Here is a 14,376-nt window from a genome sequence, read left to right on the forward strand (position 1 = left end):
TCTGGCGTGTCTCCCCCGCTCGAGCTTGACGGGGCGAGGCAAAGCAGCGCACTGCGGGCGTGCCGGGCAAGCGGCAGCCGGTGCATCAAACCAGGCCCCTCGGGGGAAAGGAGGTCCGATGGACCAAGGCATAGACAAGCCGCTCGTCATGCCGGAGCCGCCGCCGGGCGTGCCCGCGCTCTCGCGGCTGTTGAACAACCGCCATGCGCTCGGGCTGCTGTTCATGCTGCCCACCGCGTTGTTGCTGCTGGTCTTCCTGACCTATCCGCTCGGTCTCGGCGTGTGGCTCGGCTTCACCAACACCAAGATCGGCGGCACCGGCGAATGGATCGGCCTGGCCAATTACACCTACCTGGCCGGCGACTCGCTGACGCAGCTGGCGCTGTTCAACACGCTCTTCTACACCGTGGTGGCCAGCGTGCTGAAGTTCGCGCTGGGACTGTGGCTGGCGCTGCTGCTCAACAAGAACCTGCCGTTCAAGTCCTTCTTCCGCGCCATCGTGCTGCTGCCGTGGATCGTGCCGACGGCGCTGTCGGCGCTGGCCTTCTGGTGGATCTACGACGCGCAGTTCTCCATCATCAGCTGGACCCTGGTCAAGCTCGGGCTGATCGACCGCTATATCGACTTCCTCGGCGACCCGTGGCTGGCCCGCTTCTCCACCATCGCCGCCAATGTCTGGCGCGGCATTCCCTTCGTCGCGATCTCGCTGCTGGCCGGGCTGCAGACCATCTCGCCCACGCTGTACGAGGCCGCCTCCATCGACGGCGTCACGCCGTGGCAGCAGTTCCGCTACGTCACGCTGCCGCTGCTGACGCCGATCATCGCGGTGGTGATGACCTTCTCGGTGCTGTTCACCTTCACCGATTTCCAGCTGATCTACGTGCTCACGCGCGGCGGCCCGCTCAACGCCACCCACCTGATGGCCACGCTGTCCTTCCAGCGTGCGATTCCCGGCGGCTCGCTGGGCGAAGGCGCGGCCATCGCCACCATGATGGTGCCCTTCCTGCTGGCGGCAATCCTGTTCTCCTACTTCGGCCTGCAGCGGCGCGCCTGGCAACAGGGAGGCGACAAATGAAAGCAAAAGCCAAAGCCGATGCGGCGGCGCTGACGGCGCCCGAACAGCAGGGCATGGACTACCTGCAGTCGATCCCGCGGCGCTGGGTGACCATCTACATCCCGCTGGGCATCTTCGTTTTCGTGCTGCTGTTTCCGTTCTACTGGATGGCGATCACCGCCTTCAAGCCGGACGGCGAACTGCTGATGCGCAGCGCCAACCCGTTCTGGGTGATGGCGCCCACCTTCGCGCACTTCAAGAAGCTGCTGTTCGACACGCCCTACCCGGCCTGGCTGTTCAATACCGTGATCGTCTCGACGGTGTCCACCTTTGCCTCGCTGGCGGCCAGCGTGCTGGCCGCCTATGCGATCGAGCGGCTGCGCTTCCAGGGCGCCAAGCCGGTCGGGCTGGCCATCTTCCTGGCCTACCTGATCCCGCCCTCGATCCTGTTCATCCCGCTGGCGTCGATCGTGTTCCGGCTCGGGCTGTTCGATACGCGCTGGGCGCTGATCCTCACCTACCCGACCTTCCTGATCCCGTTCTGCACCTGGCTGCTGATGGGCTACTTCCGCTCCATTCCCTACGAGCTGGAGGAGTGCGCGCTGATCGACGGCGCCACGCGCTGGGAGATCCTGGTCAAGATCATCCTGCCGCTGGCCGTGCCCGGCCTGATCTCGGCCGGCATCTTCGCCTTCACGCTGTCGTGGAACGAGTTCATCTACGCGCTGACCTTCATCTCCTCCTCCGAGGTGAAGACGGTGCCGGTGGGCATCGTCACCGAGCTGATCGAGGGCGACGTGTACCACTGGGGCGCGCTGATGGCCGGCGCCTTGCTCGGCTCGCTGCCGGTGGCGCTGGTGTATTCGTTCTTTGTCGAGTACTACGTCTCGGGCATGACGGGGGCGGTGAAGGAGTAAGGGAACGCGCGTGGCGAGGGCAGGCTAAAATGCGGCTTGTTGCGCGCCGGCGGCAGTCCCGGCGCCGTTGAATCATCCCGCTTCCAGGCAAGAATCACATGAGCCCCAAACCCGCCCGCACCCTGACCTTCAAGTGCAAGAAGTGCACCAAGCCCGTCACGCTGTTCCTGCAGAAAGTATCGGCATGCTCGCATATCACGCCGTACCAGGGCTGGTGCAAGTGCGGTGAACTGATGCGCCACGCCACCGGCGACAAGGATGCAGTGGCATCCTTCGTCAGCTCCGTCGACGGCAACTGGTCGCATCACCACCACCATCACCATTGAGCAGCCGTAACATGCCCGTCCCCGGCAGCAACGCCTGGCGCCCCGGCGTCAAGGATCCGCTGCGCTTCCTGAGCGCGTATCCGGAGGGCGTGCTGGACCAGGTGCGCCAGCTGGTTGCCGCCAACCGGCTGGGCGAGCACCTGGCGAAGAAATACCCCGCGCGCCACACCGTGCAGACCGACCGCGCGCTGTACGACTACACGGCGGAGCTGAAGCAGGAATTCCTGCGCACCGCGCCGCCCATCCACAAGGTTGCGTTCGACGCCAAGATCGACGTGGTGCATCGCGCGCTCGGCCTGCACACCGCCATCTCGCGCGTGCAAGGCGGCAAGCTGAAGGCCAAGAAGGAAATCCGCGTGGCGTCCCTGTTCAAGGAAGCGCCACCCGAATTCCTGCGGATGATCGTGGTGCACGAACTCGCGCACCTGAAGGAAAGCGATCACAACAAGGCGTTCTACCGGCTCTGCGAATACATGGAGCCGGCCTACCACCAGCTGGAATTCGACACGCGCCTGTTCCTGGCATGGCGCGAACTCGAACCCGGCTAGCGCCCGCGCAAGCGTGCCGGCCCTACTTGCGGCGCGCGGCCACCACTTCGATCTCCACGCGCCAGGCGGCATTGGCCAGCCCCATCACCTGGAACACCGAACGCGTCGGCAAGTTCGGCTGCTCCCTGGTGCCGAAGAACTGCGTGTAACCCTCCATGAAGCCGGCGAAATCCATCTTGTTGTCCTTGGCGGGATCCCCCACCAGGAACACCTGCATCTTCACCACGTCCCCCAGCCCCAGGCCCAGGCCGGCCAGGCTTTTCTCGATCGCCTTCAGCACCCCGACGGTCTGCGCCCTGGTATCGCCGCCATAGGCGAGCGGGTTGTCGCGCGGCTGGGTGGCGTCCTGCACCGGCGGCACCTGCCCGGACAGATAGACCGTGGAAACCGTGGTCGGAATCTCGACGGCGGCGGCGATGGGAAAGGTGGAGTTGGGGATGCGGTGACGGATCACATCGTCGGCGGCATGTGCCGCGCCGGCGGCGAAGGCGGACAGTGCGCAGAGCGCCAGGACCGGCTTGCGGAAGTGAAATGACATGTAGGAATCCTTGTAGTTGATATCGGCGTTGGTGCTGCCTCGGGCGGACCTTGCGGCGCGTCGCTCAGTGCCGCAGCTTCGCGACGTTTTCCGCGGTGACGGTATCGGTGTACTGGTTGCCAAAATGCGTGCGCACGTAGCCCACCACGGCGGCGATCTGCGCATCGTCGAGCATCTTGCCGAAAGACGGCATGCCCTTCTGGCCGTTCAGCACCACATAGAGCGGATAGTCCGCTCCCGCCAGCCGGGGATCGCCGGCCAGCGCGGGATACGCGGCGGCGCCTTTCGCCCCTTGCGCCTGCGGCATGTGGCAGCCCTGGCAGATGGCATGGAAGATCGCCTCGCCGGAAGTCTGCTGGAACCTGGGCCCGGCGGAAAAGACCGGATCGGACTGCGCCTGCGCGAGCCCGGACAACGCCAGCCCCAGCAGCAGGGCCGGCACGGCAAGCGCACGTTGGAAGATCATGGCATTCATGGAAGTGGATTCCTGTGGAAGCGGATCAGCGGATCACGAGACGGCACGCGCATGCAGGCGTTCGATCGCGTCGAGCGCGGACAGCAACGCGCCCTCCTGCCAGGCCGGGATATAGGAAGCATGCTCGCCCGCCAGCGCGATGCGGCCATCGATCTGGCAGAGGTTCCTGTAGTGCTTCTCCCGGCTTTCGTCGGTCCACAAGCCATAGCAGCCCTGCGACCACGGCACCCGGTGCCAGCCCACCGCGATGCCGTTGTCGAACTCCCGCGCATACTGCGGATGCAGCTGGCTGCCCTGCTCCACCGCGCGGCGCACACGCTCCTGCGGCGTCATGGCGGTGAACTCGTAGGCATTGGGGCCGAAGGCATAGGCGCCCAGCAGCACCGACTTGCCCTTGGCGCCGTAGCGCGTGGAGGGATAGGAGATGCGCGTGATGGGCAGGTCGGTATAGCTGATGCCACCGTAGATGGCTTCATCCTCCTCCCAGAAGCGGCGCTTGAACTGCAGGCCGATCTTGATGGAGGCGTCATAAGGTACCGCGTTGATGGCCTGCTGCATGGCGTCGCCCACCTGCACATCGAGCTGGCTCAGCACCGACAGCGGGATGGTGCACAGGCACCAGTCGGCCCTGGCCTGGGTGACGGCGCCGCCGTGCGCGTCGTCGGTATAGGTCACGGTGACACCGCGCTCGTCCTGCGCGATCTTCGTCACCTTGGCGTGATAGCGGATCAGGCTGCCCACCTCGCGCTGGAAGGCCTGGGCAATCATGTCCATGCCGCCCACCGGCTGGAAGAGCGTGCTCTGGAATTCGTACTCCTGCCCGCTGGCGATATAGCGCCACAGGCCGGATTGCAGCAGGTCGCCCAGCTCCAGCGGCCTGGATGGCTTGGCCAGCGGCATCAGGCCGCCGCCGGGATCGGTCTCGTAGCCGCGCCGGTCGCTGGTGAGTGCGCTTTCGCGGTAGCGCATCTGCGCATCGAGCGCGCCCCATTTGCGCAGGCCCTCCAGCAGCTTTTCCTTGTCCTCACGCGTGAGCGCCGTGTCCAGGTTGCCCTGCGTGGCCGCCTTGCCGAGCAGCTCCGCCACATAGCCCTGGAAATCGCTCTGCACATGGCGGTAGCGCTGCGGCTTGCCGCCGTAGGCCTTGGCCGAGTGCACCAGCGCGTTGTAGTTGACCTGCACGAAAGGCTCGAGCGCCACGCCCAGCCGCTTGCAATAGTCGAGCACCGCATGGTGGTGGTAAGGAATGCGCCACGGCCCAGGATTCAGGTATTCGCCCTTGGCGAACTCGCAGCGCTGCACGGCGCCGCCCATCTCGGCGAAAACGTCGCCGCCGCGCAGGGTCCAGCAACGGCCGCCGGCGCGGCCGCTGTATTCCAGGATCTGCACCTTGTAGCCGGCGCGCCGCAACTCCAGCGCAGCCACCATGCCGGCCAGTCCCGCGCCGAGAATCAGCACCGAGGCGCCGCGCCTGGCACCATCGAGTTTTGGCGGGCCCGTGTAGCCGGATTCCGCCGCGAAGCCGAGCGAGGTCATGGCCTGGTACATCGCCGCGCCACCCGCCGCCTTGCCGACCAGCGCAAGCAGGTCGCGGCGGCTGAAGGCCTTGTTGTCGATTGAAGTCATGTTCAGGCTGTCGAGGAGTCTGTTTGGGGATTGCGCTTGCGCGCCGCCAACCCAGTCGGGCAGGGCACGGCAGCGCGATGCGCCGAATAGGCCACGCAACATCCATGCCATTTCTGGCATATCCGGTCGCGCCCCCCCCACCGAGTCGTCGCTGGCCTGCCCATGCGCATCATCCGCAAAACGTGGCCACGCAAGGGATGATGCGCCGAATGCACCGGTGTCGCCAGGCATTCGCACCGGCCTGCCGGGCAGCCGGAAACAGGCCCGCGCCGCAGCGCGCAGGCATGCCTGGCAGAGCGATATGGCCCCACACGGGTGAGGCCATGACGCATAGCAGTGCACCGCGCTCAGGGTGGGCCGCAAACCATCCAGCGGCCAGGTCCGGCTCCGCCGGCGGCTGCCATCACCGCTATCATGTGGTATTCGCACCGGGCATCGCAGCCCGACAGCCCATGCCTACCCACCGCACCGAGAGTGAGCCCATCCCCGTAACGCCCGCCGGCGGCAAGACGCTGGCATGGCTCTTCCTGCTGGTCGTGGTGCTGCCGCTCGCGCTGTCCTATGCGGCAGCGCACCTGGCCGGCGGCGCACGCCATGCGCCGGACGCACGGCTCATACCTGGCATCACGGGCGCCGCCTTTGTCGTGCTGGCGTATTGCATGCGGCGTTTCTCCCTGTCGCTCGATGGCGGCAGGTTCAGGCTGCGCAGCAGCTTCTATACGATCGATATCCCGCTCTCCGACCTGGCCGGCGGCGCGCAGGTGCTGGACCTGCGCGAGCGCTCCCCGCTGCGCCCCAGGCTGCGCACGAACGGTTTCAGCGTACCGGGCTACAAGTCCGGCTGGTACCGCGGCGCCGACGGCAGCAGGCTGTTTGCCGCCGTCACCACGGATCGCGTGCTCTACCTCCCCACCAGGCTCGGCTACGGCATCCTGCTTAGCGTGCAGGATGCCGAGGCGCTGCAGCGGCGCCTGGCCGCCTGAAGCAGCCGTACGCTACCTCAATCGCAGGCGTAGCGGAACGCATCGTCCAGGTTCAGCGGCAGCACCAGCGTACGCAGATGCGCCGCCTTGGCCGAAGCGCACAGCGCGGCGCGCGTCGCCGCATCCTTGTACCTGGATGCGTACTCCACGTTGAACACCGCCTTGCCCTGGGTGGAAAACGGCGCATAGCTGGCGCACTCCTTGTACTGGAAGCACTGCTCGTTCACCGCGAAATCGAACGCCGTCGCCAGCTGCGCAATCTGGTCCACATCGTTCTTCAAGCCCACGGCCAGCCCCCGCGCATGCGCCTCGTTCGCCAGGAACAGGTTGTAGTCGAGTTGCGTAGCCGCCGTCAGCGGCAAGCCTGGCGCGTTGGTATAGCCATCGACGTTGTCCGCATCCACGCCATCGCAGCCCTTGGACTTCGCCAGGTCCATCCGCCCCTGCATGATCCTGCGCACATTGGGCGAGCGCGTATCCAGCCAGCGCTCCCCTGGCCAGCCGGACAAGGCCTTGCCCATGTCCGCGGCTGCGAACTGCTTGAAATCCGCTCGCCAGTTCTCGGAACTGCCCGCGGAAAAATAGCAGACCACCCGCTTGCCCTGCCCCTTCAGCACATCGATGGTGGCTTGCGGCGTATCGAAGAGATCGATGTCATAAACCTGCGCCGCGTAGCTGGTGTTGATCGTGCCGGTCAACTGCAGCTGCCAGGTGTCGGTGGCGACAGGCATCCAGTGCGTGGGGGCCGGCGTTTGCGCCGCCGGCGGCAGGGTGGAGGCAGTGGCATTCACTGCCGACACAGACTGGACGGTAGCACCCGATCCCGCCGACGAGCCGTCGCCACCGCAGGCCGATAGACAAGCGAAAGAGGCCATCCATGCCATGCGCGCGAGTTTCCGATTCACGGATTTTTCCTTATTTGCTTGTTTTGGTTGGGCTGATGGATTCGGGGGCGCGAGCCATGGCTCTCCAGGGTTGTCGGTTGGGGTTGAGTGGATCTTTAATGGCTTTGTGAACCTTTGCGAACAATACGGTATGCGGGCTAGGCTACGGGCGCAAGGCAGGAAGATGCTTATGCGATGCCGATCACAACCCTGTAGTGGCGGCCGCGCGGTGAAATACGATACAAGTTGTGAAAACCGCGATCTGCCCGGCAAGGGGCGCTTGACACTCACCGCGGGGTCATCAAGAATGGCTCATCACCGAAACAACGGTGATCGGGTTTAGCAGCCTGAATATGTCCAAGGTGTACAGCCGCGTCCCGCGCGGCCCTATTCCAAGGAAGCTGCAATGCCCAGTGTCTTCGCTCGTTCCGAGCGAATTAATCCGCCCATCGCTCGATCAAATCCTCCCGGCGTCTATCGCTCGCGGCAACGCGCTTGCGTCGAGACAGAGAGTACGACTGCCGTTGTCCTAAGCAGTGCCACGGTGTCACCTCCAATCAAGACAGCCCATGGATAAGCACGCCGGATCATCGCGCCCGCAGGCAGGCTTGGAGCAACGCTACCTGATCGCCGAATTGGGTCCACTAATCCGCGCAGATGAACCACACGCGATGGTTCGTGCGGCGGAAATCGTCAATCAACTTGAAGCGTGTGGAGATCATGTCCGCAACACGGCAATGGAAAGCTGCGATGAATTGCTACGTGTCAGCGCTGGAATTGGCTTGATGCTAACGCTGCTCGATCAGTCCAGCACTGCATCCGCCGACGATGGTGGGCGGCACTGCATACTGACATTGCTTAAGTGCCAGCTCGATCGTGCAGTGGATGATCTTCAGCGGCTGTTCTGAGCATCCCCCGCAACCTAACGCGACGTGATCCAGCCGCGTGAATGGAGCCGCCTTGAAGGCGGCTCTTTCTTGGTGCGGGTGGGAGACAAGCCCCAAGCGGGCCGATGCCCCCTATGCGCCCCCAGAGTCTCCCGGATGCCAACGAGCCCAGCCGGACGTTGGCAAACAAAAAACCCGCGCAGATACTTGATCTCACGCGGGTTTCTGGACTTCCCTGCACTGCTTGGTATTTGAAACTGGTGCCGGCTGCAGGACTCGAACCCGCCACCTGATGATTACAAATCAACTGCTCTACCTGATGAGCTAAGCCGGCTTATTTGGTGCAGACCGCGATTCTACTGCATGCGGCGCAAATTGACGATGGCTTCCTGCGCTTACTTCACTACCTTCAACGAAGGCTTGCGGGCACCGATGCGTGAGATCGGCGGCGGCGTGGGTTCGTCGTCGTCGTGGTCCTGGCTGGCTGGCGCGGTGACCGGCGCTTCGCTTTCCACCGAGGCCAGCTTGGGCGGCGGATTGTTCTCGCGTTCCGTGGCGGCCTGGGTTTCGGGGACGCTGCGTTCCACCGGGAAGGCCATGCCCTGGCCGTTTTCGCGCGCGTAGATGGCGAGCACGTTTTCGATGGGCACGTCGATCTTGCGCGAGATGCCGCCAAAGCGGGCGCTGAAGCTGATCCACTCGTTGCCCATGTCCAGGCCGCTGGTGGCGTCGAAGCTGACGTTCAGCACGATTTCGTTGTTCTTGACGAACTCGCGCGGCACGCTGGTGTTGGCGTCGACGAAGACGGCGATGTACGGCGTGAAGCCGTTGTCCGTGCACCATTCGTAGATGGCGCGGATCAGGTAGGGCTTGGTGGAGGTTTCAGGCATTGTGCTTCCAGTGGCGCGTGGCGCGTTCCGGGCGGCCCGAGGCGATTGGCTTCGGGCCGATGGGCCGGTTTAGCGGCGCATCACCTTTTCCGACGGGGTGAGCGCTTCGATGTAGGCCGGGCGGCTGAAAATGCGTTCGGCGTACTTGAGCAGCGGGGCGGCGTTCTTCGACAGTTCGATGCCGTAGTGGTCCAGGCGCCACAGCAGCGGGGCGATGGCGACGTCGAGCATCGAGAACTCTTCGCCAAGCATGTACTTGTTCTTGACGAAGATCGGCGCGAGCTGGGTCAGGCGGTCGCGGATGGCAGCACGGGCGCGCTCGTGGTTCTTCTCGGCGGCCTTGCCCTTCTCGTTTTCGAGGGAGTAGACATGCGTGAAGAGTTCCTTTTCGAAGTTGAACAGGAACAGGCGGGCGCGGGCGCGCTGCACCGGATCGGCCGGCATCAGCTGCGGGTGCGGGAAGCGCTCGTCGATGTACTCGTTGATGATGTTCGACTCGTACAGGATGAGGTCGCGCTCGACCAGGATGGGCACCTGGCCGTAGGGGTTCATCACCGAAATGTCTTCCGGCTTGTTGAACAGGTCAACATCACGGATCTCGAAATCCATGCCCTTTTCGAACAGGACGAGGCGGCAACGTTGGGAGAACGGGCAGGTGGTGCCCGAATACAACACCATCATGGTTGGATTCCTTTGATGCTGGGTCGGTTGACTGGATCGGTATTCTGGCAGAACCGATATGGAGAAAGCAAATTAGAGATGTTTAGAGCACATATTGACGCTATTTTGAGGAAGGCGGGCGCTTCAAAGTGCACAAGCACGGTGCCATGCGATGCCGCGGCATCGTTGCCGGTAAAGCAAAAAGGGCTGGAGCGGAGTTGCTTTGACACAACACCCACTCCAGCCCTGCGCCCCTCAGGCCCCCGGCCCTCCGGGGCTTTACCGCGTGTTACTTGATGTCCTTCCAGTACGACGCGTTCAGGCGCCAGGCGAAGACGGTGAACACGCCGAGGAACATCAGCACCCACACGCCCAGGCGCTTGCGCTGGTTCTGGGCGGGCTCGGCCATCCAGTCCAGGAAGCCGACCAGGTCGGCAACCGACTGGTCGTACTCGAGCGTGCTCAGCTTGCCCGGGGTGATTTGCTCGAAGCCGGCGAACTTGTGGACCTTCTCGCCGTGCTCTTCCACCTCGGTGAACTTGGCGGCGCGCTGGCCTTGCAGCTCCCACAGCACATGCGGCATGCCGACGCTCGGGAATACCAGGTTGTTCCAGCCCGTGGCGCGGTTGTCGTCACGGTAGAAGGTGCGCAGGTAGGTGTAGAGCCAGTCGTCGCCGCGGGCGCGGGAGATCACCGACAGGTCCGGCGGGGCGGCACCGAAGAAGGCCTTGGCTTCCTTCGGCTGCATGGCGATGGTCATCATATCGCCGACCTTGTCGCCGGAGAACAGCAGGTTTTCGCGGATCTGGTCGTCGGTCAGGCCGATGTCCTTGAGGCGGTTGTACCGCATCATGGACGCGCCGTGGCAGTTCAGGCAGTAATTGACGAACAGCTTGGCGCCGCGCTGCAGCGAGGAGAGATCGCTGGTCTGCACGGGTGCCGGCTCGAGGGGATAGCCCCCTTCGCTGGCCATGGCGGGCGCGGCGGCAAAGCAGGCGCCGGCCAGCGCGAGAATCGAAAGCAGCTTTTTCATCTTGTGTCCTTGTGCTCTTGTCGGGGTTCGTCCGGGCTCAGTGCGGGTGGAACGTGACACGTTCCGGCACGGGCTTGAACTGGCCGACACGGCTCCACAGCGGCATGGTCAGGAAGAAAGCGAAGTACAGCAGGGTCCCCAGCTGCGACACCTTCTCACCCACCGGCGACGGGGGCATGACGCCCAGGTAGCCGAGCACGACGAACACCACCACGAACACGGCGAGGATGGTCTTGTGGAAGGACGGACGGTAGCGGATCGACTTCACCGGCGAGTGGTCCAGCCACGGCAGGAAGAACAGGATCACGACCGAGCCGCCCATCACCAGCACGCCCCAGAACTTGGCGTCGATGAAGTAGAAGCCCACGGCCAGGATCACCGCGATGGCGAGCGCGCCGAGCTTGATGCGGGTGTCCTTGCTACGCAGGAACACCAGGCCGAGCAGCACCGCGAAGAACACCCACAGGATCGGCAGGAAGTTCGAGGTGGTGGCGCGCAGCATCGAGTAGAACGGCGTGAAGTACCAGACCGGCGCGATGTGCGGCGGGGTCTTGAGCGGGTCTGCCGGGAAGAAGTTGTTCGACTCCAGGAAGTAACCGCCCATCTCCGGGAAGAAGAAGATCACCGCGGAGAAGATCATCAGGAAGCCGCCCACGCCCATCAGGTCGTGCACCGAGTAGTACGGGTGGAAGGGGATGCCGTCCAGCGGGATGCCGTTCGCGTCCTTCTTGGCCTTGATCTCGACGCCGTCCGGGTTGTTGGAGCCCACTTCGTGCAGCGCGATGATGTGCGCGACCACCAGGCCCAGCAGCACCAGCGGCACAGCGATGACGTGGAAGGAGAAGAAGCGGTTCAGGGTGGCATCGCTGACGACGTAGTCGCCACGAATGAACAGCGACAGGTCCTGGCCGATCACGGGGATGGCCGAGAACAGGTTCACGATCACCTGTGCGCCCCAGTACGACATCTGGCCCCAGGGCAGCAGGTAGCCCATGAAGGCTTCCGCCATCAGGCACAGGAAGATCAGGCAGCCGAAGATCCAGACCAGCTCACGCGGCTTGCGGTACGAGCCGTACAGCAGGCCACGGAACATGTGCAGGTAGACCACCACGAAGAAGGCCGAGGCACCGGTGGAGTGCATGTAGCGCACCAGCCAGCCCCAGGGTACCTCGCGCATGATGTATTCCACGCTGGCATAGGCCACGGGAATGCCGGCGGCGTTGAGCGTGCCGTCCGGCTTGTAGTTCATCACCAGGAAGATGCCGGTGACGATCTGGATGACCAGGACCAGCAGGGCCAGCGAGCCGAAGAAGTACCAGAAGTTGAAGTTCTTCGGTGCGTAGTACTTGGAAAGATGGTCTTCCCAGAGCTGGGTTGCGGGGAAGCGTGCGTCGACCCAGCCAAGCAGGCCGGTCGTCTTGACTTGTTTTTCGGCCGCCATGGTCAAGCGTCTCCTTTTTCATCCTTGCCGATCACGATCTTGGTGTCGGACAGGAATTGGTAGGGGGGTACGTCGAGGTTTTGCGGGGCCGGCTTGTTCTTGAACACGCGGCCCGCCAGGTCGAAGGTCGAACCGTGGCAGGGGCAGAGGAAACCGGGGTCGGATCCAAGCTGCGGGTTGGAACCGGGGCCGAAGGGGCCGGAGGGGGAACAGCCAAGGTGGGAGCAGATGCCCACCACGACCAGCAGGTCTTTGTGCTCGGAGCGCGAACGGGTTTCGTTCTTGCAGTACTCGGGCGTCTTCATGGTGAAGGGGACGTCCGAATTGGGGTCGGCGACTTCCGCATCGGTCTTCTTGAGCGACGCGAGCATCTCCTCGGTGCGCTTCAGAATCCAGACTGGTTTGCCACGCCATTCGACGGTCATCATTTCGCCCGCTTTCAGGGCGCTGATGTCGGCTTCGACCGGTGCTCCCGCGGCCTTTGCCTTCTCTGACGGCGCAAACGTACTGACGAACGGAACCGCTACCGCCACGCCTCCGATGCCGCCAGCGACTGACGTCGCAATCAACCAATTGCGGCGACCCTTATCCACGTTCTTCACGTTTTGCTGGTCACTCATTCCAAACCCCAGGGGATGTCAAATTAGATTTTGCGTCAACCGTAAATTGTACCTTAGTCACATGTGCCATTGAAAGGCGCACAGTTACTCACCTTTGTACGATAATCGGCCAGTTTGGTTGAGATATGGCCTCCACGCTTGCGTTACGGGCAGTGATCCGGCAGGCTTTTGTCTTGACGACCGTTCAACACAAGCAACAGTGGGAGAAAAGCATGGGCATGATGTCGGAGTTCAAGACCTTCGCGATGCGCGGCAATGTGATCGATCTGGCCGTCGGCGTGATTATCGGCGCGGCGTTCGGCAAGATTGTCGATTCGGTGGTGAATGACCTGATCATGCCAGTGGTGGGGCGGGTTATTGGCAAGCTCGATTTTTCCAGCATGTTTATTTTGTTGGCGGATCCGCCCGAGAACGTGCCACGAACGCTCGACGCATTGAAGAAAGCGGGCGTGCCGGTATTCGCCTACGGTAATTTCCTGACCATTTTGGTCAACTTCCTCATCCTGGCTTTTATTATTTTCATGATGGTTCGCGCCATCAATAAGGTGCGCGCCGAAGAGCCGAAGCCCGAGGCGCCGGCCGCCACGCCGGAAGACGTGGTGCTGCTGCGCGAAATCCGCGACAGCCTGAAGACGCGCCAGCCTTCTTAAGCCGCTCCAGCCTTGAACAGCCGGCCCGCGCGCGCCGGCGCCCTGCCCTTGCCCCTGGCCGGCGCCGGCCAGGGGCAGAGGCAGAGGCAGAGGCTTCAGACCGGGTTGGGGATATCGATGAAGGTGTGGCGCAGGCTGAACTGCTGCGCGAGATGCTCGCCCAGGGACTGGATGCCGAAGCGCTCGGTGGCGTGATGCCCGGCAGCCAGGTAGGCAACGCCGCTCTCGCGCGCCAGGTGGGTGGTCGGCTCGGATATCTCGCCGCTCAGGTAGGCATCCACGCCGGCGGCTATCGCTGCATCGAAATACCCCTGGGCGCCGCCGGTGCACCAGCCCACGGTACGGATCAGCTGCTCGGGATCGCCGATCGCGAGCGGTTCGCGCGCGAGCACGCCACCCACGTGCGCGGCCAGCGCGGCCAGCGGCATCGGCTGCGGCAAGGTGCCGGTCCAGCCTAGCTGGTCGGCGCCGAAGCGGCCGGTGGGTGTAAAGCCGAGATGCAGGCCGAGCTGGGCGTTGTTGCCGAACTCCGGGTGGTCGTCGAGCGGCAGGTGGTAGGCCAGCAGATTCACGTCGGCGCCCAACAGGCGCTTCAAGCGGGCATGTTTCTGCCCGACCACGCGGGCATCTTCGTTTTTCCAGAAGTAGCCGTGATGCACCAGGATGGCATCGGCGCCGGCTTCGATGGCGGCTTCGACCAGGGCCAGGCTCGCGGTCACGCCGGTGACGATGTGCTCCACCTCGGGACGCCCTTGCACTTGCCAGCCGTTCGGGCAATAGTCTTTGTAGCGAGGCACTTGAAGCAGGTCGTTCAAGTACAATTCAAGCTCTTTTGTTTTCATTT

General features: G+C 63.7%; 17 protein-coding genes and 1 tRNA gene. 7 read left to right on the forward strand and 11 right to left on the reverse strand.

Annotated elements, in window-relative coordinates:
* The first annotated feature begins 118 nt into the window (after positions 1-118).
* The 4 genes from P3W85_RS12105 (at position 119) to P3W85_RS12120 (ending at position 2,845) form a co-directional block, all read left to right on the forward strand.
* Positions 119-1,075, forward strand: a complete 957-nt coding sequence (locus tag P3W85_RS12105) for an ABC transporter permease subunit (protein WP_017228844.1) — start codon at positions 119-121, stop codon at positions 1,073-1,075.
* Complete coding sequence (locus tag P3W85_RS12110; RefSeq protein ID WP_276264968.1) at positions 1,072-1,971, forward strand: carbohydrate ABC transporter permease; 900 nt, start codon at positions 1,072-1,074, stop codon at positions 1,969-1,971. Before P3W85_RS12105 ends, P3W85_RS12110 begins: the two co-directional genes overlap by 4 nt.
* 98 nt (positions 1,972-2,069) lie before the next feature.
* Positions 2,070-2,297, forward strand: coding sequence for a hypothetical protein (locus P3W85_RS12115; protein ID WP_017228842.1), 228 nt, complete (start codon positions 2,070-2,072; stop codon positions 2,295-2,297).
* Positions 2,298-2,308: 11 nt separating this feature from the next.
* Positions 2,309-2,845: a M48 metallopeptidase family protein gene (locus tag P3W85_RS12120; protein WP_017228841.1), complete on the forward strand. Its 537-nt coding sequence runs from the start codon at positions 2,309-2,311 to the stop codon at positions 2,843-2,845.
* 22 nt (positions 2,846-2,867) lie between these two features.
* Here P3W85_RS12120 and P3W85_RS12125 read toward each other — a convergent pair whose 3' ends face one another.
* The 3 genes from P3W85_RS12125 to P3W85_RS12135 form a co-directional block, all read right to left on the reverse strand.
* The gene (locus P3W85_RS12125) at positions 2,868-3,383 is read right to left on the reverse strand and encodes a RidA family protein (RefSeq protein ID WP_017228840.1); all 516 of its coding nucleotides are present in this window, start codon (positions 3,381-3,383) and stop codon (positions 2,868-2,870) included.
* 64 nt (positions 3,384-3,447) lie between these two features.
* A complete protein-coding gene (locus P3W85_RS12130; RefSeq protein ID WP_017228839.1) occupies positions 3,448-3,858 on the reverse strand; it encodes a c-type cytochrome in 411 nt (136 codons plus the stop codon).
* A gap of 33 nt (positions 3,859-3,891) precedes the next feature.
* Complete coding sequence (locus P3W85_RS12135) at positions 3,892-5,484, reverse strand: NAD(P)/FAD-dependent oxidoreductase (protein WP_276264969.1); 1,593 nt, start codon at positions 5,482-5,484, stop codon at positions 3,892-3,894.
* 452 nt (positions 5,485-5,936) lie between these two features.
* Between P3W85_RS12135 and P3W85_RS12140 the strand changes: the two genes are divergently transcribed.
* Positions 5,937-6,467, forward strand: coding sequence for a PH domain-containing protein (locus tag P3W85_RS12140; protein ID WP_017228837.1), 531 nt, complete (start codon positions 5,937-5,939; stop codon positions 6,465-6,467).
* A 17-nt stretch (positions 6,468-6,484) separates the two neighbouring features.
* Here the strand turns inward: P3W85_RS12140 and P3W85_RS12145 are convergent, their stop codons facing one another.
* Positions 6,485-7,342 carry an endo alpha-1,4 polygalactosaminidase gene (locus P3W85_RS12145; RefSeq protein WP_276264974.1) on the reverse strand — a complete coding sequence of 286 codons (858 nt, stop codon included), beginning with the start codon at positions 7,340-7,342 and terminating at the stop codon, positions 6,485-6,487.
* A gap of 578 nt (positions 7,343-7,920) precedes the next feature.
* Here P3W85_RS12145 and P3W85_RS12150 point away from each other — a divergent pair.
* The gene (locus P3W85_RS12150; RefSeq protein ID WP_276264970.1) at positions 7,921-8,259 is read left to right on the forward strand and encodes a DUF1484 family protein; all 339 of its coding nucleotides are present in this window, start codon (positions 7,921-7,923) and stop codon (positions 8,257-8,259) included.
* Positions 8,260-8,496: 237 nt separating this feature from the next.
* Here the strand turns inward: P3W85_RS12150 and P3W85_RS12155 are convergent.
* The 6 genes from P3W85_RS12155 to petA all read right to left on the reverse strand — a co-directional run bounded on the left by P3W85_RS12155 (position 8,497) and on the right by petA (position 12,882).
* Positions 8,497-8,572: transfer RNA gene (locus P3W85_RS12155), tRNA-Thr, on the reverse strand.
* A gap of 61 nt (positions 8,573-8,633) precedes the next feature.
* Positions 8,634-9,128: a ClpXP protease specificity-enhancing factor gene (locus P3W85_RS12160; protein ID WP_276264971.1), complete on the reverse strand. Its 495-nt coding sequence runs from the start codon at positions 9,126-9,128 to the stop codon at positions 8,634-8,636.
* 69 nt (positions 9,129-9,197) lie between these two features.
* Complete coding sequence (locus P3W85_RS12165; RefSeq protein ID WP_017228833.1) at positions 9,198-9,809, reverse strand: glutathione S-transferase N-terminal domain-containing protein; 612 nt, start codon at positions 9,807-9,809, stop codon at positions 9,198-9,200.
* A gap of 268 nt (positions 9,810-10,077) precedes the next feature.
* Positions 10,078-10,821: a cytochrome c1 gene (locus P3W85_RS12170; protein WP_017228832.1), complete on the reverse strand. Its 744-nt coding sequence runs from the start codon at positions 10,819-10,821 to the stop codon at positions 10,078-10,080.
* A gap of 37 nt (positions 10,822-10,858) precedes the next feature.
* Positions 10,859-12,262, reverse strand: a complete 1,404-nt coding sequence (locus P3W85_RS12175; protein ID WP_017228831.1) for a cytochrome b — start codon at positions 12,260-12,262, stop codon at positions 10,859-10,861.
* A 2-nt stretch (positions 12,263-12,264) separates the two neighbouring features.
* Positions 12,265-12,882 (reverse strand): ubiquinol-cytochrome c reductase iron-sulfur subunit, encoded by a 618-nt coding sequence (petA, locus tag P3W85_RS12180; protein ID WP_017228830.1) that lies wholly within the window; start codon positions 12,880-12,882, stop codon positions 12,265-12,267.
* Between the two features lie 212 nt (positions 12,883-13,094).
* Between petA and mscL the strand changes: the two genes are divergently transcribed.
* Positions 13,095-13,532 (forward strand): large conductance mechanosensitive channel protein MscL, encoded by a 438-nt coding sequence (mscL, locus tag P3W85_RS12185; protein ID WP_017228829.1) that lies wholly within the window; start codon positions 13,095-13,097, stop codon positions 13,530-13,532.
* A gap of 95 nt (positions 13,533-13,627) precedes the next feature.
* Here the strand turns inward: mscL and P3W85_RS12190 are convergent, their stop codons facing one another.
* Positions 13,628-14,374 (reverse strand): Nif3-like dinuclear metal center hexameric protein, encoded by a 747-nt coding sequence (locus P3W85_RS12190; RefSeq protein WP_035814329.1) that lies wholly within the window; start codon positions 14,372-14,374, stop codon positions 13,628-13,630.
* Positions 14,375-14,376 lie beyond the last annotated feature (2 nt).

The sequence above is a fragment of the Cupriavidus basilensis genome, from assembly GCF_029335485.1.
Lineage (GTDB): Bacteria > Pseudomonadota > Gammaproteobacteria > Burkholderiales > Burkholderiaceae > Cupriavidus > Cupriavidus basilensis_E.